Annotated in this window: 26 protein-coding genes, 1 other RNA gene and 1 riboswitch; of the genes, 18 read left to right on the top strand and 9 right to left on the bottom strand. The window is 51.5% G+C overall.

What is annotated here, in order from left to right; translation table 11 throughout:
• Positions 1-189: 189 nt before the first annotated feature.
• From ffs to PsAD13_RS02975, 5 genes are all read left to right on the top strand, one after another.
• An RNA gene (gene ffs, locus PsAD13_RS02995) (signal recognition particle sRNA small type) lies at positions 190-288 on the top strand.
• 103 nt (positions 289-391) lie between these two features.
• Positions 392-2,260, top strand: a complete 1,869-nt coding sequence (locus PsAD13_RS02990) for a DNA polymerase III subunit gamma/tau (protein WP_193777024.1) — start codon at positions 392-394, stop codon at positions 2,258-2,260.
• A gap of 80 nt (positions 2,261-2,340) precedes the next feature.
• Positions 2,341-2,667, top strand: coding sequence for a YbaB/EbfC family nucleoid-associated protein (locus PsAD13_RS02985; protein ID WP_057463002.1), 327 nt, complete (start codon positions 2,341-2,343; stop codon positions 2,665-2,667).
• A 177-nt stretch (positions 2,668-2,844) separates the two neighbouring features.
• Entirely contained in the window at positions 2,845-3,456 is a 612-nt protein-coding gene (gene recR, locus PsAD13_RS02980; protein WP_057463003.1) for a recombination mediator RecR, read from the top strand.
• 115 nt (positions 3,457-3,571) lie between these two features.
• Positions 3,572-4,090, top strand: coding sequence for a GNAT family N-acetyltransferase (locus PsAD13_RS02975; RefSeq protein ID WP_063294255.1), 519 nt, complete (start codon positions 3,572-3,574; stop codon positions 4,088-4,090).
• 78 nt (positions 4,091-4,168) lie between these two features.
• Here the strand turns inward: PsAD13_RS02975 and PsAD13_RS27530 are convergent, their stop codons facing one another.
• From PsAD13_RS27530 to PsAD13_RS02965, 3 genes are all read right to left on the bottom strand, one after another.
• Entirely contained in the window at positions 4,169-4,672 is a 504-nt protein-coding gene (locus tag PsAD13_RS27530) for a hypothetical protein (RefSeq protein ID WP_153040836.1), read from the bottom strand.
• Complete coding sequence (locus PsAD13_RS02970) at positions 4,666-5,055, bottom strand: hypothetical protein (protein ID WP_057463005.1); 390 nt, start codon at positions 5,053-5,055, stop codon at positions 4,666-4,668. Before PsAD13_RS02970 ends, PsAD13_RS27530 begins: the two co-directional genes overlap by 7 nt.
• 653 nt (positions 5,056-5,708) lie before the next feature.
• Positions 5,709-5,981: a hypothetical protein gene (locus PsAD13_RS02965; protein ID WP_063317231.1), complete on the bottom strand. Its 273-nt coding sequence runs from the start codon at positions 5,979-5,981 to the stop codon at positions 5,709-5,711.
• Between the two features lie 260 nt (positions 5,982-6,241).
• Here PsAD13_RS02965 and PsAD13_RS27740 point away from each other — a divergent pair, with 260 nt between their 5' ends.
• From PsAD13_RS27740 to PsAD13_RS02940, 6 genes are all read left to right on the top strand, one after another.
• The gene (locus PsAD13_RS27740) at positions 6,242-6,418 is read left to right on the top strand and encodes a hypothetical protein (RefSeq protein WP_193777020.1); all 177 of its coding nucleotides are present in this window, start codon (positions 6,242-6,244) and stop codon (positions 6,416-6,418) included.
• A 313-nt stretch (positions 6,419-6,731) separates the two neighbouring features.
• Positions 6,732-7,358: an RNA ligase family protein gene (locus PsAD13_RS02960; protein WP_063317230.1), complete on the top strand. Its 627-nt coding sequence runs from the start codon at positions 6,732-6,734 to the stop codon at positions 7,356-7,358.
• Between the two features lie 123 nt (positions 7,359-7,481).
• Positions 7,482-7,692, top strand: a riboswitch (cobalamin riboswitch).
• 344 nt (positions 7,693-8,036) lie between these two features.
• Positions 8,037-8,819: an ABC transporter ATP-binding protein gene (locus PsAD13_RS02955; protein ID WP_063317229.1), complete on the top strand. Its 783-nt coding sequence runs from the start codon at positions 8,037-8,039 to the stop codon at positions 8,817-8,819.
• A gap of 12 nt (positions 8,820-8,831) precedes the next feature.
• On the top strand, positions 8,832-9,770 hold the full coding sequence (locus PsAD13_RS02950; RefSeq protein WP_063286394.1) for an ABC transporter substrate-binding protein: 939 nt from the start codon (positions 8,832-8,834) through the stop codon (positions 9,768-9,770).
• A gap of 2 nt (positions 9,771-9,772) precedes the next feature.
• Positions 9,773-10,828, top strand: coding sequence for an iron ABC transporter permease (locus PsAD13_RS02945; protein WP_063294260.1), 1,056 nt, complete (start codon positions 9,773-9,775; stop codon positions 10,826-10,828).
• Positions 10,829-11,085: 257 nt separating this feature from the next.
• Complete coding sequence (locus PsAD13_RS02940) at positions 11,086-11,793, top strand: class I SAM-dependent methyltransferase (protein ID WP_057463012.1); 708 nt, start codon at positions 11,086-11,088, stop codon at positions 11,791-11,793.
• 176 nt (positions 11,794-11,969) lie between these two features.
• Here the strand turns inward: PsAD13_RS02940 and PsAD13_RS02935 are convergent, their stop codons facing one another.
• Together PsAD13_RS02935 and PsAD13_RS02930 are read right to left on the bottom strand one after the other, a co-directional pair.
• Complete coding sequence (locus PsAD13_RS02935; RefSeq protein ID WP_208986388.1) at positions 11,970-12,461, bottom strand: DUF1499 domain-containing protein; 492 nt, start codon at positions 12,459-12,461, stop codon at positions 11,970-11,972.
• A gap of 282 nt (positions 12,462-12,743) precedes the next feature.
• On the bottom strand, positions 12,744-13,079 hold the full coding sequence (locus PsAD13_RS02930) for a hypothetical protein (protein WP_063294261.1): 336 nt from the start codon (positions 13,077-13,079) through the stop codon (positions 12,744-12,746).
• Positions 13,080-13,530: 451 nt separating this feature from the next.
• Between PsAD13_RS02930 and PsAD13_RS02925 the strand changes: the two genes are divergently transcribed.
• On the top strand, positions 13,531-14,169 hold the full coding sequence (locus PsAD13_RS02925; protein WP_063294826.1) for a septation protein A: 639 nt from the start codon (positions 13,531-13,533) through the stop codon (positions 14,167-14,169).
• An 83-nt stretch (positions 14,170-14,252) separates the two neighbouring features.
• Here the strand turns inward: PsAD13_RS02925 and PsAD13_RS02920 are convergent, their stop codons facing one another.
• Both PsAD13_RS02920 and PsAD13_RS02915 read right to left on the bottom strand, forming a co-directional pair.
• Positions 14,253-14,798, bottom strand: coding sequence for an ActR/PrrA/RegA family redox response regulator transcription factor (locus tag PsAD13_RS02920; RefSeq protein WP_057463014.1), 546 nt, complete (start codon positions 14,796-14,798; stop codon positions 14,253-14,255).
• A gap of 131 nt (positions 14,799-14,929) precedes the next feature.
• A complete protein-coding gene (locus tag PsAD13_RS02915) occupies positions 14,930-16,285 on the bottom strand; it encodes an ActS/PrrB/RegB family redox-sensitive histidine kinase (RefSeq protein ID WP_063317228.1) in 1,356 nt (451 codons plus the stop codon).
• Between the two features lie 231 nt (positions 16,286-16,516).
• On the opposite strand from PsAD13_RS02915, the gene secB reads away from it, so the two are divergent.
• The 6 genes from secB (at position 16,517) to rsgA (ending at position 21,182) form a co-directional block, all read left to right on the top strand.
• On the top strand, positions 16,517-17,026 hold the full coding sequence (gene secB, locus PsAD13_RS02910) for a protein-export chaperone SecB (protein ID WP_063294263.1): 510 nt from the start codon (positions 16,517-16,519) through the stop codon (positions 17,024-17,026).
• Positions 17,027-17,190: 164 nt separating this feature from the next.
• The gene (locus PsAD13_RS02905) at positions 17,191-17,640 is read left to right on the top strand and encodes a hypothetical protein (protein ID WP_063294264.1); all 450 of its coding nucleotides are present in this window, start codon (positions 17,191-17,193) and stop codon (positions 17,638-17,640) included.
• Between the two features lie 41 nt (positions 17,641-17,681).
• The gene (locus tag PsAD13_RS02900; protein WP_063317227.1) at positions 17,682-18,107 is read left to right on the top strand and encodes a hypothetical protein; all 426 of its coding nucleotides are present in this window, start codon (positions 17,682-17,684) and stop codon (positions 18,105-18,107) included.
• A gap of 206 nt (positions 18,108-18,313) precedes the next feature.
• Complete coding sequence (locus PsAD13_RS02895) at positions 18,314-18,829, top strand: hypothetical protein (RefSeq protein ID WP_063317226.1); 516 nt, start codon at positions 18,314-18,316, stop codon at positions 18,827-18,829.
• 193 nt (positions 18,830-19,022) lie between these two features.
• Positions 19,023-19,823 (top strand): protein-L-isoaspartate O-methyltransferase, encoded by an 801-nt coding sequence (locus PsAD13_RS02890; RefSeq protein WP_063317225.1) that lies wholly within the window; start codon positions 19,023-19,025, stop codon positions 19,821-19,823.
• A gap of 318 nt (positions 19,824-20,141) precedes the next feature.
• The gene (gene rsgA / locus PsAD13_RS02885) at positions 20,142-21,182 is read left to right on the top strand and encodes a ribosome small subunit-dependent GTPase A (RefSeq protein WP_063317224.1); all 1,041 of its coding nucleotides are present in this window, start codon (positions 20,142-20,144) and stop codon (positions 21,180-21,182) included.
• 408 nt (positions 21,183-21,590) lie between these two features.
• Here the strand turns inward: rsgA and PsAD13_RS02880 are convergent, their stop codons facing one another.
• On the bottom strand, positions 21,591-23,183 hold the full coding sequence (locus PsAD13_RS02880) for a HAMP domain-containing sensor histidine kinase (protein ID WP_063317223.1): 1,593 nt from the start codon (positions 23,181-23,183) through the stop codon (positions 21,591-21,593).
• On the bottom strand, positions 23,180-23,881 hold the full coding sequence (locus PsAD13_RS02875) for a response regulator transcription factor (RefSeq protein WP_063317222.1): 702 nt from the start codon (positions 23,879-23,881) through the stop codon (positions 23,180-23,182). The genes PsAD13_RS02880 and PsAD13_RS02875 overlap by 4 nt, the downstream gene beginning before the upstream one ends.
• Position 23,882: the final 1 nt, after the last annotated feature.

The raw sequence follows: 23,882 nt of genomic DNA, 5'->3' as shown, positions 1-23,882 counted from the left end.
GAATTCCTTAAATTATAAACTTATGTAAAGTGAACCCGAGATAGCACTGAAATGCAATGTTGTGGCGACATTTTCTGAATTCGGATTTGGTAGAACTCTTCGAAGATTCACAGTCTCGTCCACAGTAGCAAGAGGTAAACATCAATGAACGCTTGCAAAATACAGGTAAAGCGACCATATACACGATCGGGAGGTTGGTGGTGGACGAGCCACTCGCCAACCGGGTCAGATCCGGAAGGAAGCAGCCCTAACGAGTCCATGGCACGGGTCATCGTGCCAGCCTCCCACCTAATTTTCCCCGCGCCCATACTCGACAAGCGGCCGGTCTTCGTCTTGAATGGCCGGGAGTAAGTTTTACCTTGCCTTTGAAGTGGCTGAGGATTTGGGCGATATGGACGGAATAGACCTTCAAGACGAGCACCAGACAACAACAGGCGCGGAAGATAATTCTTCCAGCAGCGATGGTGCATATCGCGTTCTCGCCCGTAAATACCGACCTAGTTCGTTCGATGATCTTTATGGTCAGGAGCCGATGGTTCAGACTCTGCAGAATGCATTTGAGACTGGACGTATCGCTCAAGCCTGGATGCTGACCGGGGTTCGCGGTGTCGGTAAAACGACCACTGCGCGTATTCTGGCCCGTGGCCTAAACTACGAGATCTCAGGCGAAATTGATAAACCTACCATACACTTAGACAAACCCGGCGTTCACTGTCAGGCGATCATGGAAGGCCGTCATGTCGATGTGATCGAGATGGATGCTGCGTCTCATACTGGCATTGACGACATTCGCGAGATTACCGAAGCAGCGCGGTACCGTCCGGCGAGTGCACGGTACAAAGTGTACATCATCGATGAGGTGCATATGCTCTCCAAGTCGGCATTCAACGGGTTGTTGAAGACGCTGGAAGAGCCGCCGGAGCATGTGAAATTCATTTTTGCGACTACAGAAATCCGTAAGGTTCCTGTGACTGTCCTCTCCCGTTGTCAGCGGTTTGACCTGCGCCGGATTGAGAGCTCTACGCTTGTTTCTCTGCTGCGCGAGATCTCCGGTAAAGAGGGCATAGAAATTTCTGATGAGGCGCTGGCTCTGATTGCCCGCGCTGGTGAAGGTTCTGCGCGAGACAGTTTATCTCTGTTGGATCAAGCTATTGCGCATGGTGCGGGTCGCATTGAGCCGAACGAAGTGCGCCAGATGCTGGGCCTTGCTGACCGCAGCCGGGTGATAGATTTGTTTGAGCACGTGATGCGCGGCGACATTGCCAGCGCTCTTGATGAGCTCAAAGCCCAGTACGATGTCGGCGCCGATCCGGCAGTTGTCCTCTCTGACCTTGCAGACTTTACCCATTTGGTGACTCGCCTGAAAGCAGTGCCGAAGGCGGGTGAAGAGAACTCTGTCACTGAGAGTGAGCGGCAGCGTGGGCGGGACTTTGCAGAAAAGCTATCGATGCGTGTTCTTTCCCGGACATGGCAGATATTGCTGAAGGGAATTAACGAAGTACAGAATGCGCCGAAACCATTGGCTGCGGCTGACATGGTTTTGGTGCGCTTGTGCTACGCCTCTGATCTTCCTGATCCGGAAGAGGCGCTGAAGCTGCTGAAGGCTGGCAAGTTCTCCCCTGCTGGCGGCAATGCGCCTGCGGGTAACGCGCCGCAGGGCGGTGGCGGATCAAGCGCCAGCGCTGTTCCATCCGGTGGCGGCTCAGCCCCTCAGTTACGTGCTGTGGCTGGTGGCCAGCCGATGGCACAAGCTATTGGCGCTGCACCGCAATCAGCCCCTCAGATGCGGCAGGCCGAGGAACTTAAAGAGAAGATTGCGATCCGCTCCTGGGCTGAGGTTGCTCAACTTGCAGCCCGCATGAAGGACATTCCAGTCAAGGTTTCAGTTGAACGCGCGCTGCGTCTTGTCAACTTCCAACCGGGCCGTATTGAAGTACAGCCGACTGAGATTGCGACAGCTGATGCAGCTGGAGAACTGGGCCGAAAACTGACAGAATGGACGGGTCGTCGCTGGATTGTTGCGGTTAGTCGTGACCAAGGCCGACCGACTTTGCATGAGGAAAAAGAAGCTAACCAAAGACAGTTGGTTTCTGATGCACATTCTGATCCGGAAGTGGTGAAACTTGTTTCTGCCTTTCCCGGAGCTAAGGTTGTTGACGTGCGCATTTTGAAGCAGGAGGAAGATCTCCCCCTTGAAGCGGCGTCCGAGTCTGTCGACATAGAAGACATGGACTCTATGGATTTCACCCAAGATTTCTAAGGTTTCTGTGCTATGAAACCTTATGAACCGAATTGAAAGAGCGCTGATGTGTGCTCAAGAGACGTTTAAGGAGCGAGTCGATGGACTTTCTTAAAATGATGAAGCAAGCCAAGCAGATGCAGGAAAAGATGGGCGAGCTTCAGGAGACTGTAAACGACCTTTCCGTTGAGGGAACCTCAGGCGCAGGCATGGTCACCGTTACGCTGAATGGTAAAGGTGAAATGACTGGTTTGAAGATTGATCCTTCTCTCATCAATGCGGATGAAGTTGAGATCCTGGAAGATCTTATCCTCGCTGCGCATAACGATGCTAAGGGAAAAGGCGAGGCTTTGGTGCAGGAGCGTACGCAGGACATGATGTCCGGCATGGGTCTGCCAGCTGGCATGAAACTCCCGTTCGGCTCTTAATATCTTCAAGGCTATCTGTTGCCAAATCACCGCGGCCCTGCGCAGATTTGGCGGTAGACCTGAAACGGATTTATTCCCTCTTGCCCGCCTCTTCAGGCGGGCATAGTTTATCTGGCATTGTCTCGCAAAACTGCTTTGCGGGTGCCTTTTCTTTCTCGCAGAGAGCATAGATTTTAGATGAGTACACGCAGGGTTGCTGGTCCCGAAATTGAACGCCTGATACAGCTGCTGTCCAAGCTGCCCGGCCTCGGCCCGCGCTCGGCCAGACGTGCTGCTTTGCATCTGGTTCAGAAGAAAGATCAACTGCTTATCCCGCTGGCTGAAGCCATGGGCGTGGCGGTTGATCAGGTCGGCATCTGCTCTGAGTGTGGCACCGTCGACACCAGTGATCCTTGCACCATTTGCTCTGATCCGCGCCGGGATGGAGCAACCATTGTGGTGGTTGAGGACGTCTCTGACCTTTGGGCGCTAGAGCGGGCATCCGCTGTGAGCGCGCATTATCATGTCCTCGGTGGCACTCTGTCTCCGCTGGACGGGATTGGGCCGGATGACCTCAACATTTCCAAGCTGGTTGAGCGGATTGAAGGCGGTGTGGTGAGCGAAGTTATCCTCGCTGTTAATGCGACCGTTGAAGGACAGACCACTGCACATTTCATTACGGACCAGCTTGCGCGATTTGAGAATGTGAAAGTGACCCGTCTTGCCCATGGCGTGCCGGTTGGCGGCGAATTGGACTACCTTGACGAGGGCACGCTGGCGCAGGCTTTGCGAGCAAGAACAAAGTTTTAGCAGGTTTCTTGCTCGGCACTTATGCGGGTATTTCCGTCACATAAGTCGTTTGCGTTGCTATGTGCGTTGATTTGAAAGATTTGCGTATTTATTGCGTTGAACAGGATTTTTAGAAATGGACACGTCTTCCGCCAAACCAACCCAGTTTTTCATCCGCAAAACCCAGCGCAACGATGTGGACGAACTGCTCGCTCTGCTCAACCGGATTATTGAGGCCGGGGGGACAACTGCGCTTGAGAAGCCGTTGAACAAAGGTGAGTTCATCGAGTGGTTTCTTGAAGCGGATATTCTGGAGAGCACTGTTTGCGCGATTGATCGTGAGAGCGGCGAGCCGCTTGGCTTTCAAATCGCCAGCCATTACGGAGATATCCCCGCTGACTGGGTTGATATCGGCACCTTCGTAAAACCAGGGCTGCACAAGAGCGGCATCGGCAGTGCGCTGTTCAAAACAACACTTGCCAATCTGGAAGGCAAAAGCCTCACCACCATCAACGCCACCATCCGCGCCGACAACACCGGCGGCCTCGCCTACTACACCTCCCGCGGCTTCAAAGACTACAAAGTGCTGGAAGCCGTGCCGCTCTCTGATGGGACACCGGTAGACCGGATTTGTAAGCGGTTTGATTTGGGGTGAGTTGGCAACAGGTTGTGCTGGATTATTTGCGCTTACCTAAACCAACCTGCAGCCAGAAACACAGAGCTCAATCGCTAATCAGCATCGAAACTGGTCACGATTGAAGTCAAACTCTTTAGGTGCGGAACACTTCGAGAGCCGATAAGGAATTTTGTCAGAAGAAAGCGCGAAAGGATCACCCTTTAGTCTTGCGATGATTCTTCGTTGCGACAATGCCAGCGACTGGCATGCAAAAGACCCACCATATCGCTTCGTTACTGGGTTATAGCTCTTCGCTGGATGCCGCCAACAAACAGCTTTTTGTCCTGCAACAGTATCACGCTTCCATTCCTCCGGGACTACCACTGAGTTCCCCGGATACCATAACCAAGCACGACCATTTTTGCCAAGATAGTTGACCTGATATCCATGAGCCTGAGAGAAACTTAAATAAGTCCAACCACTACTCGGGTATTCAGGAAATACTATCTCGCGGTTCACCACATCTTCAAAGGCTGGTCGAGATTGATTAGAACACCCAACTAGTCCTGCAATCATAATAAATGGAACAGTTAGGCTCACCGCTTTCAATATTTTTAACATTTGAGATCCACACGCCAATAATCAAAGCCTGAATATTTAGATTGAATCTCTCGCAGATCCGACTTCTTTGAGAAGCCACCAACAAAAGCCAGTATTCCTGCCCCAAATTCTGCTTTACATCCAGTTACAGCGCGTGCAACGCCTTCAACCTCAGCAGGCGAATAAGGAAATCCTGAGCCTTTGGGAGCAACAAATGAAAAGGCTTTATCTTTTGCAACGGCCACCTCAAATGGCTTCCCTGCAAAGCGAACCTCCTGACGGGTTTTCCAGATAGAAAGGTTGGCAGCCTTTCGAGCGCGGACTTCTACACTATTACTTCCACTGCTAGAACAGCCAGCAATCAACATAGAAGCAGCGCATAAAGCGAACAATTGCTTTTTCATAACACTTCCCCATAGGTAATATACCGGCGGATATCACACGTTATTGGGGAAGTAAATTAACTGGCCATTACTACTTAGCTCAGTTTATCGAAATCACGCCTTACCTCTGTGAATGCCTCATAGAGCCCACGTACCCAGTCCGAGCAAAAGAGACGTTGAGATCTGCGTTTTGATTATCTGATGTAACTATAATGTATTGGTGAGGTTGTTGCGGTTGCTTCAATGCCGTCGTCCCGCACTTGATGCGGGATCCAGTGGGTGGGGCGGTAGAAGGAATACTACCCCTGATTTTTCATGGGGTAGACGCGCTGCTGTTGGCACTGGTATTTTTAAGGAGGCGCTGACCTGCGGCGGGTGGTATAGCCGCAGACCAGCAGGGCACCGATTGGCGAGGATGCGGGGTGGATTTGCGTTTCGCCATTGGTACCGGAGGCAAGTGGCACGGGTTTGTGCCATTTACCCATCACAGTGCTGTTGAACGAGCTCTGCGTGGTCAGGGGTACCGATCACGTAGAGCGCGCTGCACGATTAAGCCATTTTCTAAGCCAGTCCTTTTTTACGAGGCTGGCTTTTTTCTTTGCTCCTGTGCATCTCCCTGATCGAAAACCGATGGGGTTTTCGGGAGGGTGCCTGCGAGCAAAGCGTCATACGGCTTAATCAGGAAGCGGAGTTTTTGTGTTTATTGGCTGCGGATGAGCGACTCGCTCTAACATTCCGCAGCTTTTTCCCAGCGCTTCGAGGCGATCGTGGAAGGCGTGATGCAAAGTGAACAGGGCATCGCGCTCACTGGAGTGCTGCATTCTCTCTGTCAGCACAAGGTGCTGAATATACGAGAGGTTCTGCAAATCCGAAACAGCGACGATGACTTCGTCAATTTCATTTTGGAAAGTATTTGTGGCGCCACAGGCGCATGCGGAGTCGGTCATTCTCAATCCCTCTGTCTATAGGGTGTTGAACAACCGCGCGACAACAAGGCTTTCGACGGCCCGCTGGCGAGCGGGAGGTTCGAAACCTGTAGACAGACAGGCGAGTTTATTCCCTCCCGAAAGAGGTATTGTATTCACCGCCCTCCCGCTCATAGCAAAGGGTCTGCGCCCTTAGAAAAAAGGCACAAAAAATCCGCTAGTTAACGGGAGCGGTTACCGCTGTCTAAAGGAGGTTTCGAAGCCTCACAGGTGAATGTGGAATGAAAACCGACGGTTGTCAAACTGACAGTTTTTACAAGGATGTGGATGGCGGGGTTAGCGAGGTGTTTGTGTCGTGGCTTATGTCTGAGCGTGTCGCTCTGGATCCCGGATCTGCGCTGCGCTTGTCCGGGAAGACGGAGGGTGGCGTGAGAACCCTTTGGCGGGCGGGAGGCTAGAAACCTGCAAACAGACAGGCGAGTTTATTCCCCTCGAAAGAGTATTTTATTCACCACCCTCCCGCCCATAACAAAGGGCTTGTGCGCTTCATGCATGAGGATGGGATGAGGTAATTACCCTGTCAAACTGGTAGTTTTGACAAGGATGTAGTTAGTCGCGCTTGTTCGGGAAGACGGTGGGTGGTTGTGGTTGTTCGTTAAAGCTTGTAATCACCTCCCGATAAGAAGAAGGGGCAATGTCCTGGCTCAATGAGCATAGGAATTACAATCAGAGTTCCCTTATTAGCTTTGAAGATAAGGAGCTGCGGGATTGATGAAAAAGTATGGCCGCACCTATCACTTGCCCAGCTCTCCCGGTGTTATGAGCGATGACAAGATCCTGAAGGATTCGACGGCTCTGGCAAGCGCCGCAGAAGTTGTCTTTACCGAGAAGATGGACGGTGAGAACACAACTATTCTGCAGAATGGATGCCATGCGCGTAGTCCTGACAGTGGGTATCACCCTTCCCGTGATTGGATGAAAGCTTTTGCGGCAGGTGTTTCGCCATGCCTTGCTGAAGATGAGCGGATTGTTGGTGAGTATCTCTTCGCACAGCACTCCGTCATCTATGACAGCTTACCCACTTACTTTCTGGGTTTTGCCTGGATCGTTGATGGCGTCACACAAAGCTGGGATGCGACATTGGGCCGTTTTGCAGAGCTTGGCATTACCCCTGTTCCGGTGCTGCACAGGGGTTTGTTTACTCCAACCAGCGTCGAAGCTGTGTTGAATAAGTTGGATCTGAACAAGCAGGAAGGCTTTGTCGTCAGAACCACTGCGAGTTTCCAAGAGACTGATATGGCAACACATATGGCCAAATATGTGCGAGCTGATCACGTTCAGAGCGACACACATTGGATGCACGGTGAAGTCATCAAGAACAGGATAGTGAAGGGCTAGCGGTTCTGACGCTCGCCGATCTGGATCCCGCATCGAGTGCGGGATGACGGTGGGTGGGTAAGGCTGCTATCAACAGTGTTTCGAGTTCGTTTGCGAAACCTCTTGCAATTGGGGGGCTCAATACTCAGTATGCGCACCTATGGTTTCTGAGGTGCGAAAGGCCTCGGGATTAAAAGGGAACACGGTGAAGTGTAGCCAACAGGCGCTAATTCCGTGACTGCCCCCGCAACTGTAAGCGGAGAGCGAGGCCAAGCATGCCACTGGAGAGATCCGGGAAGGCTGGCTGAGCACAGACCCGCGAGTCAGGAGACCTGCCATTATGTTTCACTTCAACCCGGGCGGGGCGTCCCGGAAGGAGGCCATAATGGTTGAATCGGCGAAAGCCTGTCACATATCCGGTTTCTGTTTGCCCCTGCCTTTGCGCGGAGGGCCTTATGTTACCTGTTTCCTCAAGACTTAAACTTTATCCCGGATCGTTTGGCGAACCGCTGATAGTCGACGCGCGTGTGCGCTTGACTTTTGCCTCAGGATTCGACAATCAATGTAACGTTATAACGTTACATTGATGATGTGTAGCGTTTCACTCAGGTGGGTTGGTACGATGCTGGATCCTGTTTCTCATCATTTAGGCACCTTCAGTTGCCCGATTGGGGCTGAGCTGCGCAAGGGTGTTTTGGCATGAGCGCGGCTTTTGTTTCTGTTCGCGATGTTTCGTGGGCGCCTGATCGTAAGAGTTCGTTGGTTTTACAGCCATTGAGTTTTGAGCTGGCTGCGGGGCAAGTGCTTGGCGTGGTTGGCGCGAACGGGGCTGGCAAGTCTACGCTGTTGCGGCTGCTCTATCGGTTCAACAAGCCGATGAGCGGGCAGATTTGTGTTGCCGGCGATGATATCTGGTCCCTCTCCGCCAAAGTGACGGCGCAGCGGGTGGCGGCGGTGCTGCAAGAGCAGCCGACGGACTTTGCGCTGAAGGTGCGTGAGATCGTGGAGCTGGGGCGCACGCCTTATCGCAGTGGATTGGCGGCTTCTGGCGAACGGGACCGGCAGGTGGTGGACCGTGCTATCCGCGCTTTGCAGCTGGATGGGCTGGCCGGACGGTTGTTTGGCACGCTTTCTGGCGGGGAACGACAGCGGGTTATGGTGGCGCGGGCACTGGCGCAGGAGCCGGAGCTGCTCATTTTGGATGAGCCGACCAACCATCTCGACATTCGCCATCAGCTGGAAATCCTCAAGCTTATTGAAGAGCTGAATCTGACGATCATCACCAGCTTGCATGACCTGAACATGGCGGCGCAGGTGTGTGACCAGATCCTGTTGCTGGACCACGGGCAGATGCTTGGCTTTGGGGCGCCGGAGCAAATCCTCTCCCCCGCTTTGGTTTCCAAGGCTTTTCAGGTGCGTACGACACGCGATCAGCTGATGGACCGACAACACTCTCTTCTGACATTCGATCTTCATTCTTAAGGGTATTTTTTCATGAAAAAACTTGGTTTGGCGCTGGCTGTGGCGCTGCTTTCCTCTTCTGCTGCGCTGGCAGAGGTTTCCGTCAAGAGCTGTAACCGCACCGTCACATTTGATGGTGTGCCACAGCGGGCCATTTCCAACGATTCCAATCTCACCGAGATGATGCTAGCGTTGGAATTGCAGGACAACATGGCGGGTTACACTGGCATTTCTGGCTGGAAAACGCTGGATGCTGAATTGACAGACCAGGTGGCTGTATTGCCGGAGCTTGCTCCCAAATACCCAAGCAAAGAAGTGTTGATTGGGGCTGATGCAGACTTTTTTTTTGCCGGATGGAATTACGGCATGAAGGTTGGCGGCCCAGTTACGCCGGAAACTTTGGCACCGTTCGGGATCAAGGTTTATGAGCTGACCGAGAGCTGCATCCATATTGGCGAGAAGCCAAAGGTTTCCATGGATGACATGTACAATGATCTTTTGAACCTTGGCCGCATCTTTGATGTTGAAGAGCGGGCGGAAGCGTTGGTGCAGGCTTATCGCGAAGACCTTGCGCAGTTCAAAGCTGGCTTGAAGGCTGCTGACACACCTCTGCGTGTGTTTGTTTATGACGGAGGTGAAGATTCTCCGTTCACTGCTGGTCGTTATGGGATGCCAACCGCGCTGATTGAGGCTGCTGGCGGCACCAACGTGACGGATACATTGGATAAGAGCTGGGTGCGCGTGAACTGGGAGGCTGTGGTTGAGACCAACCCGGAAGTGATCGTGATTATCAACTACGGCGAAGTGACTGCTGCGCAGAAGCGTGAGTTCATGCTCAACAACCCCGCCTTTGCGGATATGGATGCGGTGAAGAATGACCGGTTCGTGACGCTGGAATATGCTGAAGCAACTCCGGGACCACGGAACATCAAGGCGATCAAGAAACTCGCAACCGCATTCTGGGGTAACTAACAATGAGCGAAGGAACCGGCGTTGTTGTAGCCCCCAAAGAGGGCTCTTCTCATCATTTGCTGCAGATTTGCTGCGTGGGATTGGCTGCGCTGGTTCTTTCTGTCTGCCTTGCGGTCTCCGTTGGGGCGGTTTCCATTTCCATGGAGACTGTATGGGGTGTTCTTGCCAACAAACTGGTGCCGGGCACGGTTGAGCCGAGCTGGTCGCTGGGGCGGGAGAGCATTCTCTGGGAGATCCGCCTGCCCCGTGCGCTGCTGGCGATCATGGTGGGGGCCGGGCTTTCCATCGTGGGAGCTTGCCTTCAATCCGTCACCCGCAACCCGCTAGCTGACCCGCATTTGATCGGCATTTCAGCTGGTGGCGCGTTTGGGGCGGTGTTGGCTCTGCTGCATACGGGGCTGTTTTTGGGGATGCTCACCGTACCTTTGCTGGCGTTTCTGGGTGCTCTTGGGGCAACGCTGCTGGTGATTGGGGTGGCGAAGTTTACAAGCGCTACCAGTGCCGACCGTCTGGTGCTGACGGGTGTAGCTGTGAGCTTTGTGCTGATGGCAGGCGCCAATATCCTCATCTTTTTGGCAGACCCACGGGCGACGCATACTGTGGTTTACTGGATGCTGGGCGGATTGGGGCTGGCGCAGTGGGCACATCTCGCCTACCCGTTGGTGGTGCTTGCTTTGTGCGGGCTCTGGCTGTGGTTTCGCGCAGGGCATTTCAACGCGATGACAATTGGCGATGAGACGGCGACAACACTTGGCATATCCGTTGGTGCCTTCCGGCTGGAAACCTTTGTGATTGGTGCGCTGATTACGGGTGTTATGGTCGCGTTTTCCGGCATGATCGGGTTTGTGGGGCTTATGGTGCCTCATATTGTGCGGCTGTTTGTTGGCGGCGATTATCGACGCCTGATCCCTGTTTCAGCGCTGTTTGGGGCGATCTTCCTATTGCTTGCAGATGCTGCTGCACGGACGCTGATGAAGCCGGAAGACATGCCGATTGGCATCATTACCGGGCTTATTGGCGGGATTTTCTTTATCTGGCTCTTACGGGAAAAGCGGTAGCTCTGCCGTTTTTCAGGGGTTCTGACACCTCGTTGTCGCTGCGATATGAGCTTGAGCTTGCCGTCATCACGACACAGTTTTTTCGCGTTAGACTCATACAAGGCCCATCTGGCAGCATGGCAGAAACACGGATTTTGAAAGGTATTTACCTTTATTCCAGTTGGTTTCGGCTGCTTTTAATTATGGTTTTGTCGCATATTCCTAGGCGTTGATCAGAGGTCTTGTTCGGGAACATGTGTTTGATGCGGAGTACGTGAATGACATCTCGGTTGTATAGCGATTTTGCCGAGCAGTATGATGAGGCCATTCAGGAGAACATCTACAACGCTCTTTTAGAGCGCCCCACCCTGCTTGGCATGCTGCCGCCGCTGCAAGGGCTGAAGGTGCTGGACCTTGGGTGCGGCCCCGGCGTGTATGCGCAGTTTCTCTATGATCACGGAGCTGATGTAACCTGCATTGATGAATCCGAGCAGATGCTGAAGCTGGTGAAAGAGAAGCTGGACGACAACGTAAAGTGCTACACCTCTGACCTGTCTAATGGGTTGCCGGAGAAACTGGAAGGCACGTTTGATATCGTGATCTGTCCGTTGATGATCCATTACGTCGAAGACCTGAACAAGCTTTTCAGAGACATCGGGAACGTGTTGAAGCCGGGTGGTTACTTCGTGTTCTCAACCCATCATCCGCTGGTGGATGCACAGTGCTCTCCAAGCGGTAGTTATCTGCGTCAGGAACATGTGACGGAGGAATGGAACACCATTGGTATGCCGGTGAAGGTGAGTTTTTATCGCCGCCCACTCTCCATGCTGTTTGGGTGGCTCTCAGCTGCCGGAATGTGTGTTGTGGACCTGCGCGAAGGGATGCCAGCTGCCGAGATGAAGGAAAAATCTCCAATCCACTATGAGAAGCTGCAGAAGAATCCGAGCTTCATCTTTTTCAAATGCCAGAGCCACTGCAGCAAGTAGGCCGCCCTCCTGACTCGCTTCAGACTCACTGGCTACTTACAGTTTTGTGAGTCTCAATGTTTCTGCGGTTTATCTCCCGCAGAGTCAGTGCGCTGTATGCAGTCGGGTAGATTCATGAGTCATTTCAAGGAGATATTGACTCTGCGAAACTCACAGGTGTGTTAGTTGCCTCTGAGTCAATTCTCAGTGTCAGTGAATGTGGAATAAATGCTTCTGAAACGCTCGTAGCGAGCCTTGTTGGCGCCCATATCGCTGTAGCCAACGCGGGATTGAGAGCGGTAGTGCACGACGCCTGCTTCTTCATCGATCCAGAGCTCTACATCGTCGTTGTAACCCATGCTTGAGCTCGTGAAGACGGCGTGGAGGTATGATCCTTCTACCTTGCTGATCTTGTTCTTGCCCATCTCCTGTAAGGTGTTGGTGAGAGCTGCCTGTGTGATCTCAAAGGAGGAGAGCATGGACAGAGGCTCTACACGGCGGGCTGTATCTTCTGTTTGAGAAGAGACGGCATTGGGGGAGTTGGGCAGGGCTGCAAACTGACCATCATGCACGCCAACATAATCCGGCACTCTAGAGTTTTGCCAAATAAGTTTTACAGTGACGCCAACCACAAGCGCGACCAGAAGAATTGCAATAACAGCCATTTTAGAAAGACCTTTGAATATCATCGTTCCCGGATTTCCCACTTGCACAAAGCATAACTCATTCAGAGGTTGCGGGCGAAATGAAATTCTAGTGTTTAGAGTGCGACACAATCTGTTCGCATCTCTTCCAGGTTTGCATTTGAAATCAGATAGGCTGCTCTGCAACTCTGAACATGTCATCAGAAACAGCAAAGGCGGAGCTGAGGATTAATCCAAGCGCCGCCTTAGAATGCTCAATCACGACTGACTTGCAAGTGCTCCCAGCCTCAAACATATGATCTGGTGAGCAAGCGCTTAAATGTTGACTTAGTCAATCACGCCCTGCTCGCGCGCTTCGGCGATGAGCTCAGAGCAATATTTTTCACGAGCGGCAGGATCTTCGATTTTCTGAACAACTTGCTCATGCACCATAGACATCATGACTACACTCATAACAAACCCTTCATCTTCACTCTTGATTTCGTCGAGCAGTGCTTTGCCCCTTGCATCAGGAATAATGAGTCCGCAGCTTTTTTCTGCTCCAATGAAGCTCGCGATGGTGGCGTGCTTGATCATTGCATCTTTAATAGGGCCAGCAAAGGCAGACTGTGTAGAAGCACTAAGCAGAAGTGCAGCTGCGAGGCATTTGAGAGTGGTTTTCATAATATTTAGTTCCAGATGAATTTGGATATATCGTCACTACACATCAACATGTGCAGCATTTTAATAAATATGAGATTCAAAACACTCTGTCGACGAAAACTCATCGCGAACTAATTGATAAATTTTGCTTTTTGCCATTTGTAATTCATGAGTAAAATCAAATAGACACATCAAATGTGGTTACAAAACACTCATAAATTGCTTAGAATACCTAATGCAATCCAAATTTCAGCACTAACTAGCAAACAAACTGCTACTTCCTAGTTGGCTGTAACACCTCGCGTTTTGCAAGATGAACGCATAATTAAGGCTATAGCCCCTCAAAACGGCTATATCGGTGCCATAAAACTTGACGATTTTGCAATTTCGCTCTTAATTGCCCTTTTAATAGCAAAATTGCTGCTTAAATCTCTCAGGTCGGGAGAAAAGCAACAAAAGGAAGCCTTTGCAGATGAATTCAGAACGCTCTACGCAGACAACTGAGCGCCAAGACGTTTCGCCACTTTTGAAACTGGCCCTTGAGCTCGGTCCATTGGGCGTTTTCTTCATCGCCAACTCCAGAGGCGCACAGCTTGCCGAGATGTTTCCTGCATTGGGTGCTCTTGGTCAGCCGATCTTTATTGCAACAGCTGCCTTTATGGTGGCAATCACCATCTCCCTCACCGTATCTTACATCCTCACCCGTCATCTACCGGTGATGCCGGTGGTGTCTGGTGTTGTGGTGCTCGTGTTTGGCGCACTGACGCTGTATTTGCAGGACGATCTGTTCATCAAACTCAAGCCAACCATCGTGAACACCCTGTTTGGTTCCATCCTGCTGGGTGGGCTGTTCTTCGGTAAATCTCTGCTGGGATATGTGTTTGACAGCGCCTTCAAGCTGGATGCGGAAGGCTGGCGCAAGCTGACTATGCGCTGGGGTCTGTTCTTCTTTGTGCTGGCGCTGATCAATGAGTTTGTCTGGCGCAACTTCTCAACGGACTTCTGGGTGGACTTTAAGGTCTTTGGTTTCATGCCAATCACCATGGTCTTCACCATGATGCAGCTTCCGCTGATCCAAAAGCACAGCTTAGAGAGCGAAGAGAAGAGCTAAAGCTCTCTCACTTTCCCAAGTACAGACAAAATTAAAGCGCGGTTTGAGCCGCGCTTTTGTATTTCTGTAGTCTAAGCTCTGGATTAGCGCGGTGCGCGCTTTGCCAGGATGCGCTGGAGCGTTCTGCGGTGCATGTTCAGGCGACGGGCTGTCTCTGAAACGTTGCGGTCACACAGCTCATAAACGCGCTGGATATGCTCCCAACGAACCCGGTCAGCAGACATTGGATTGTCTGGTGGTGGGGCTTTATCGTTTGGACGGCGGGTCAGCGCTGCCAGAATATCATCAGCATCAGCTGGCTTTGCGAGATAGTCAATGGCACCAAGCTTTACTGCTGTTACAGCAGTTGCGATGTTGCCATAGCCGGTCAGGATGATTGCGCGCGCGTCCGGCTTTTTCATGCGGATGGCTTCAACCACGTCCAGACCGCTGCCATCTTCGAGGCGCATGTCTACGACAGCATAATCAGGTGCCTGTGCTGCAACTTTACTCAGCGCTTCTCTTACGCCGTCAGCGGTTTCCGTGTGAAACCCTCGTTTCTGCATCGCACGTTCCAAGCGCTGCTGGAAAGCACGATCGTCATCAACGATTAGAAGGCGTCCAAGAGGTGCAACTTCTGGTTCTGTCATTTTGCAGGTCCGATTAATCTACGGTATTCACAGGACACTTTAGTATATTTTTCAGTTAAGGGAAGTTCCCATGGGCTTTTATAGCCAGATTTCGCTAAAGTATTTTTACTAGGATACCTAGAGATTTACTCTCAGGATTCTGGAGTTTGCGCTCCCTGATCCATAGTTTCACGTAGCCAGCGTATATGAACCAAAGCTCCGCGATCAGGATCTTTTCGATTATGAAAATTCACTCTTCCGCCAGAGCGCTCCAGCAATGTTTTGGCAATGAAGAAGCCAAGACCCAAGCCACCGCCTGATTGGCGTTCTGCTTCGTCGTCAAATTCTTCCTCGCCATCCTCTGAAATTGCAGGCGCAGAGCGTTTGGAAACATAGGGTTCGCCCATTCTGGCAAGCACGTCCGGCGCAAAGCCTGGGCCGTCATCCAGAATGAAGATTTCGACGTGCTTTTCATCCCACTTCGCTTCAAAAAGAACGGTGGTTTCTGCGAAGTCTACGGCATTTTCGAGCAAGTTGCCGAGGCCATAGCTGATGGCAGCATCACGGACACCGACAGGTTCCGGTCCAACGCCTTCAGCCTTGATATTGATTTCAATGCCGAGACCTCGGTGCGGCTCAGATACATCTGCCAGCAGCAGCGAAATCGGCATGCGTTGGAACACCTGATCGGCATCACTGGACAGGCTTGTGAGCTTCTTCAGAATCTCACGACAACGCGCGGCCTGAGAATAAACCAGCTCAGCATCTTCACGCAGTGGGTCGCCCTTCTCAAACTCGGTGGAGAGCTCTTTGGCCGTCAGATAGATGGTGCCCAGCGGTGTGCCGAGTTCGTGCGCGGCAGCTGTTGCAAGGCCGTCCAGCGCGGACAGGTGCTTCTGGTGCGCCAGGACCATGTCACTGGCTGCCAATGCATTGGAGAGCTGGCGAGCTTCTTCAGCAACCCGCAAAGAGTATGTTGCCATGAAGAACATGGAGCACATGAGCGAGAACCAGACGCCGACAAGGTAGAGCGGCGGCAGATCAATCTGCGTGCCATCATACCATGGCAGCGGCATATGGAACGCGGTGAGCAGCGTGACGACTGCTCCGGCCAGCGCGCCGAGAATGATGGTGTTGCGGGAAGAGAGCGCGGTTGCAGAGACGACAACAGGTGCAAGAATGAGGAAACAGAACGGGTTGCCCAGACCACCTGTGAGGTAGAACAGGCCACCGAGCTGAATGATATCGTAGGCCAGCTGAGCTGCTGCTGCATTTTTGGAAATGCGCGTGCTTGATGGCCAGCGAATTTTGAGAATGACATTGAGCCAGGCGGATGCGGCCACCAGAACGTAGCTGTAACCGATGGGCAGCGGGAAGTTGAGCAGATAGTGCACCACAAGCAAAGAGACAGTTTGTCCTGCCACTGCCAACCAACGCAGGCGCACAAGCGTATCCAGCTTGATCTGCGGGTCTAACAGTCGCGACTGCCCTTCCGGTGTGCTCATCATTTAATCTTGCTCCAATATGTCACAGATGCCCTTCATAAATCACAGGTGATCCACTTGCCAATGGGTTATGTGGCAGAACTATCTTGTTTTGCCGCTGAAATGTTAGCATAGCCTTGTATCCGCCTCTGGGGCATGCTAGCCACCATCTAGTTGCGCAGGTACGGCAAACAAACACTTAAGAGTGACAGTGTGTTGTACCAGTGATTGTTATTGCGACACGGGAAAAACGATATGAGTGAAGCTAATACTGCTGGTGAACAGGGTGAAGCAGCTGCACCAGGCATGAACATCCTGGCTCAGTACATTAAAGACCTTTCTTTTGAAAACCCAAATTCTCCAAAGTCTCTTCAGCCAGGTGAACAGCCAAAGCTGGACATCAACGTAAACGTTGGTGCGAACCCAATTGGCGAAGACCAGTTCGAAGTTATTATTACTCTGAACGCAAAAGCGAACACTCCTGAGCAGGTTCTGTTTGCTGTTGAACTCGTTTACGGTGGCGTATTCCAGATCACCGGTGTTCCTCAGGAGCATATGCACCCGTTCATCCTGATCGAGTGCCCACGCATGCTGTTCCCGTTTGCTCGCAACATCCTTGCAGACACCACACGCAATGGCGGCTTCCCACCACTGCTGCTCGATCCAATCGACTTTGCAGCTCTGTACCGTCAGAACCTCGCTCAGGCTGCTGCTGCTCAGCAGGCACCTGCTGCAGGCGAAAACGGCGAAGCGAAGCCAAACTAAGAATTTTAAGTTTCCGGCATTCCGTCGGTACTTTGACAAAGCCACGTTGGTTTCCAGCGTGGCTTTTGTTTTGCCTGCAATTCGATATTTCGATCTAGGAAGATATTTATTTTCGCCGCCTAGGATCTCCGCGATAAACGGAGAGAGGCCTCAAGAGACTTAAGATGCGGCATCCAAACTTACGAAGTATCGCTGGTGCTCTGGGCATTGTTGCCCTCATGATGACACCTGTTGGTTCCCTTGCTCAGGACGAGCCGGAAATTGCCGGCCCTGAAGACTGGCACGCCTACAGCTTTTCAGCTGAGCAGATCACCGGAGACATTATTCTGGCTCCCGGGACGATCGAGATGGGCAAATCTGGAATTCTGACAATCACGGGCGTTGAAGGGTATACCCCCAACCTCTTCTCCTTCACTGGCGCAACGTCTCTCGACCTGCCAGAGGGCAAAGTTTTCTGCGAGAAAGACGTCGATAAAGGTTTCATGATCATCGACCGGTCGCAGCCAGATTTTCTCGTGATTGATGTCTTCGGAGGTGATGTGCCGCCTGAAGCTGGCAAGAGCGTTGATCAGCAAGCCGGGTTCTGCGGCTCGTTTACCTACAACAAGTCGTAGGGCAACCTACGCCCTGACTGTTTCAATCAAGGTAGTTCCAAATGAAAATCAAGATTACTTCTGTCTTTATGGGCTTGTCTCTTGCTTCTATTCCGCTTGCTTATGCTGGCGAGGCTCCTGATAAAAAATGGGGTGCCTCCAGCACCACCGCGACGAGTATTACCGGTGACATCGTCGTGGGGATGACCTCCATCACGATGGCAACAGGAAGTGTACTGCATATTAAGCCTGTAACCAGCGAAGTTCCCAATCTCTACCGCTTTACGGGCGCTGATATGCTCATGCTGATCCGTGACAACAATCTCTGTTTGCCAGACACGACAGATGGCTATCTCGTTCTCAGCTACCCAAGCAAGAACATGCTGGCAATCGATGTTTTTGACGGTGATATGCCGCCTATGACGGTAGAAGGCATGGAAAGCCAATCCAATTTCTGCGCTTCTTACAGCTATGAAATGCCTAGATAAGAAACTCCATATTGTACCCAAGTAAGCATTGTGCAAAATACGGAGCCTCTGATCAGGCGAGCCGGGTTCTGCGCTTCCTATTACTACCATAAGTCTTAGATTTTGCACTTTAGGTTGCATATGCATGTATAGAACATAAGATGGTCCGCAATTTCACGGACCGTCTCATCGGTCAATTTGCATTTATCAGACTGAAATATTGATTTATGAAAACACCAGAAGAACCAGCAGGACAGCCTCGTCCTGACATCGCAATGTTCAGTGTCAGCCGTGCTGAACTAATCCGCACATACCTATGCTATGCTTTTATTGTCCTGTCCTCAAAGGCCCTGCTAGCTTTACTACATGAATACGTCATCTCAATCGTTACTGAGACAGAAATATTCGATCTACTTATTAAAAAAATCCTCCTCTCCTGTGTAATTATATTTTCTTTTCTAGGATTTATTTCTGCACCAAAGAAAATAAGTCTTATAATATTTGTCTTTATTTATTTTGGAATTACATTTACCATCGGTTTTTACGGCTTACTCTTTTCATTGTACTATCCGCTTACGCTTACATTTCTTTTGGAAAAAGATCAGGTAATAAACTGGCTTCTCAATTCTCCTTTCGTTGAAAACTCTATTTATATCCCATTGATTGGATATGGCCTTTACCAAGTTTGGCGGGCTCCCTCTGCGAAGAAGCTTGCAAGCCTTGGGACCAGCTCCGCGCAATAGGGCTCCGTTAAAGTTTGGACCCTTATTTCAACTGGTCTTCAATTGCTCTTGGGAAAAGTTAGTCTGTCCTGGAGTTTGTGGCACTCACGTGCTGCGCTCTATTATTTGATTTGAGTAGACCGATGCGGTTTGATTGAATCCGGTCGCATGGGTCATACTTTCTCTCTTCTCTTGAGGCGGCGGTTTTTCTGCGATGTCTGAAAACGCATACGCGCAAGAAGTTTGTTACAATTTGCGCGGTGGGAACCGGGCATTGCTGATGGATGCGTTTGCCACTGTTCGCAAAGAAGATTTCCTCTTTCCTCCTCCCTGGCGTGTCGCTATCACAACGCAGGGATATGGCCGCAGGGCGGTTCTGGAGGATCCAGAGGACCTTTATCAGGACATGCTGGTAGAGCTTGTGCACGAGGCCAATATCAATACTGGTCAGCCGTCTTTATGGGCGCAGATCTTCAACTGGTCAGACCTCAAGCCGGGTATGGCGGTTTTTGAGTCAGGTTCTGGCCTTGGCTATTTCACTGCCATCATTGCTCATGTGGTTGGCGCTGAAGGCGTTGTCTACTTCGATGAACCGCATGACAAACTGCATGATCCGTGTCGCGAGAATCTGGCGTCCATTGCGAACGTTCATGCAGATTACAAAGGTGCGCCGTTAGACCGGGTCTACCTTTGCTATGGCACAACAACGATCCCGGCCCAGCTTTATCTCAATACCAAGCTGCGGGGGCAAATTGTGTTTCCCTTTACCAATGACTGGGGGCATGGCTTCTTTATCAGCTTGAAGAAGAAAAAGAAGGCGTGCGAGCTGAAGGTCAGCTCCCCGTGTGCATTTGTTGTCAGCCACACATACAAGAACAGTCCGTTTACAGACGAGTTTGGCGAGCTTTATGACATGACAGTGGACATCAGCTTGGTTGAGCAAGCGCTGAATGATGACGTGCTGGACGTGGCGAAAATGATCCATCTGGCGCTCGAAGCCATGTCGAACTCTTAGAGCACATCGCGCTCCAAAATCTTTAGTGCAGCGACTTCTTGTAGTTTGACTGAAGCCAATCAGACACAACGGGCTTTGGCCATTATGCCGCACGGGAATCCTGCTTGCCAAACACCCGGTAGCTCTATAAGCTCATAGATGTTGCACAAGAGTGTGATGCCCGAAACGTAACCAAAGGAGGTGTTTGATGATTGTAATAAAGGTGCCTCAGGCAGGTTCGTTTAAATAGGCAACACGCCTTACCTGCCTGACCCACTTTGGGGTCCGTATGCGATGGCTACGGCGACCCTTTGGTGCTGTTCTATTTCAGGCAGATAAATGTCCCATAAATTGATTGAGCTGGGTTGGTCGGCTCATTTTATGATGCAGCTTCGCGATGACGAGCTGCAAACCCTTTCTGTTGCGCGTATTACTCAGGTTCATAGGAACCAGATGGTCGCCATCAGCAGTGAGGGAGAGTTTTCTTTGAGCGTCCCAGGCCATGGTTCTACCGGCTCTTATGCCGTTGGTGACTGGGTGATCTATGATTCTCAGTTTCAGGTTACGCGTGTTCTTGACCGCCTTACTGTCGTGGAACGACGGGCCGCGGGGGAAGATGCACGGACGCAGCTGATTGCGGCTAATCTGGATGTGCTGTTCATAACCACCTCTTGCAACAAAGACTTCAACATTGCGCGCCTTGAGCGATATCTGGCTGTTGCCCAGCAAGCCGGCATTCAACCTGTTGTGCTGCTGACAAAAGCCGATTTGGTGGAGGACACGCGGGACTTTGAAGTGCAAGTACAGAAGATCGATCCTTTGTTGCCGGTCATAGCTCTTGATACCCGCGATGCCTCTCAAATCATGCCGCTCTTTGACTGGTGGAGAGCCGGACAGACGGCAGCTTTGGTTGGGTCATCTGGTGTTGGTAAGTCTACTATTCTCAACAGCTTGAGCGGGTCTTCCGCCAAAACCTCTGGCATTCGTGAAGATGATGCCAAAGGCCGGCATACAACGACCGCACGCTGCCTTTACCCGATTGGTGAAGGACGCTGGCTTATGGACACGCCGGGTATGCGTGCCTTGAGGCTCTATGAGGTTTCCGAAGGCGTTTCGGCGGTGTTTCAGGATCTGGTTGATCTTGCTGAGGACTGCCGATTTGGTGATTGCAGCCATGATGCAGAGCCTGGGTGTGCCATTCAGGCTGCGATTGAGTCGGGTGAGCTGGATGCTGCCCGGTTGAAACGCTGGCAGAAGCTGGTGCGGGAAGAGCAATACAACACTGAGACTGTTGCGCAGTCCCGGTCCCGTTCAAAAAACTTCTCAAAAATGATCAAACGCGTACAAAGCGGTAACCGACATATGAAAGGCGACGCCTGACACTCATGACATGCACTCTCGTGGATGTAAGTTTGCGGGAGTGCATAAGGGCGGTTTCTTGCGTTTTTTTATATTTCCAAGGGGGAGCCGACCCACGAATTTGGCAGTTTCCGCAGGTCGGCCAGATGTCTTTGAAGTGTTGTTGTGTTGAGGCAACTTCAAAGACCTCGGGAGGCTTATCCACTCGGTAAATTTGCTGTCTGACCGAAGTGGTGACGCTCACCTATTTTTTAACCGAATGCAGTGCTGCAATACCGTATTCGGTGTGGCAGCCTTGTTTTTGCAGCTGCTTTAGATGAGTGTCGCGCGGATCCATGAAACAAGCTGTCCTATAAAGAACAGCGCAAGATTTTTTTTTAGGCTAGACGCTCCCCGCGAAGCAGGGGGAAGTCACGCACAGATTCGGGATTATGCGTCCTGTGGCAGGACTTTGGGCAGCTCAACACAGAAGGTTGTTTCTGCACGATCCGCTAAAAAGGTGAGAGAGCCGTAGTGAGATTTCACCATGGACTGCACGATGCCAAGGCCCATTCCGGTCCCACCTTCTGAGCGACGGGTTGTGAAGAACAGGTCAAAAATTTTCCCTGCGTTCCCCTCAGAAATACCGCTTCCATTGTCGCAAATGTAGAATCGCAGTGTTGTCGGCGTTTCTTCGATTTGGATAGTAAGTTTCGTGGCCGCGTGGTTGATCGCATTGTCCACCAGGTTGAAGAAGATGATTTCTGCATTTTCAAGCGTGATCGGCACTTGGACCGAAGATTGGCTCTTACAGTTCACTTCAAGACTAGCGTATTGATTTTGAAGGTGGTTGAGCAGGTTTTCCAGATCCAACTGACCCGTTGATTTCGGGTTGTCTGCACGCGCCAGATGACGCAAGCGATCCAGCAGAGCTGTCACCCTGTCGGAGTCTTTGAGGATGTTATTCAGGAAGCGGTTTCGCTGTTCCTTCGACATGTCCTCACCAGACTCCATCAGCAGCTCTACCGCGCCCTTGGTTGCTGTGATCGGAGACTTCAGTTCATGCGCGGCGTGTGAGGCAAATGTTGAGATGTAATCTGCTCTCTCGGATATCTTGCGCGCCATAGACAGAAAGCTATCTGCCAGCGATGCAAACTCACGTGTGCCGTTGTGTTTGAGCGGGGCGATTGCGTTTGCATCACCCGTACTGATTCGCTGCGTGCGCTCTATGAGCTCATGGATTGGCTTCGTGATTACCCGCAGAAAGACAAAGCCAATCAGCGCTGTCACCAGCAATGTGAATGCGCTTGCTATGGCAACAATTTCCCATTGCTTGAAGAGCTGTCGCATTGTGTTGCTTGGGGTTCTGGACGCATAAATCACGCCGACAACCTTGTTGTGCAAGATGACTGGCATTGCGGAGAAAATACGCGTTGCCGTTCCGCGGCTTAAGGATGAGAAAGCTGGAGCGGGTTCATCTGAAATGCGTTCTCGTAAAACGCTCTTGTATTCACCCGAAAGAGCTGCCTGAACCTCTTCAATGTGACTTAGAGAGAGCCCCAGTTCGCTGCGCCCAGCGATGACATTTCCTTTGTGGTCCAGCACCCGGAAACCGGCCAAAGTGACCTTTTGAGTTTCTACGAGCAAGGGAGACAAGCGGCTCCCGATCTCTTGCATAATGTTGCTCGAAGGATCGTCTGAAGGACGTGCTTTTGCCCGGCGTGGGTATGTTTTTGCAGAAAACAGATAGGTGCGGGGGGCGATTGGCTTGTATGGACCATTCTCAATGGAGATGGTTTGTTCAATGGCTGCAAACTCACCGAGCTCTATCTCCTCTTGCTCAGCCACCATGCGAGACATGACAGCAGACAGGACAGCGCTTTGGGCAATCAGTGCATTTTCTGTTTGCTGGAAAATCTGATGCTCAAAGATGCGGAAGAACAAGATGATGGCGAATGGCAGCAGAAGCACACTTAGCAACACGGCAACGACAACCATGCTCAGGGTCGGGCGCCACTTTTTGCGGGTTGTGGCAGCCTTCATGTTGCAGCAGACATGGCTGCTAACCGAAACCCGACGGCATGAACGGTTTCGATGAGATTGGGAGCCCCTGCATTTGTCAGCTTCGAGCGCAGATTGCGGATGTGGCTGTCGATGGTGCGATCGGAGACATGGATATTTGGCGGGTATGCCAGATCTATGATCTTGTCGCGTGAGAACGTTATTCTTGGACGGTCGAGAAACAGTTTCAGGATCTCAAACTCGATTGACGTCAGCTCCACAGGTTGCCCGCGATACGTCACGGATCGGTACGCGGCATCCAGTTGCACGCCTCCGGCTTCTCGTTGAGCAGAGCTTGCCGGTTCTGCGAGCTTGGGGCCTTTCGTTCTTTTCAGGATCGCACCAATCCGCGCGACCAGTTCTCTTGGGCTGAATGGCTTGGTGACGTAGTCATCACCGCCCATCTCCAAACCGAGGATCCGGTCAATTTCTTCATCGCGCGCTGACAGGAACAGGATTGGTACTTCTGAGTGCTTGCGGATTTCCCGGCATACCTCAAAGCCATCCATTTCAGGCATGCCTATATCGAGAACAATCAGATCTACCGGCTCGTTCCTGAAACGGGCGACAGCTTCGAACCCATCTTGAGCAACGCTTGCTTTGTAATTGGCTTTTTCGATTGCGAAGGTGATGACGTCGCGAATATGAGCGTCATCATCAACTACGAGAATATTTTGCATT

Source organism: Pseudovibrio sp. Ad13, from assembly GCF_001623225.1.
Lineage (GTDB): Bacteria > Pseudomonadota > Alphaproteobacteria > Rhizobiales > Stappiaceae > Pseudovibrio.
The sequence above is the reverse complement of the archived record's forward strand: the minus strand, read 5'-3'. Positions and strand labels throughout refer to the sequence as shown.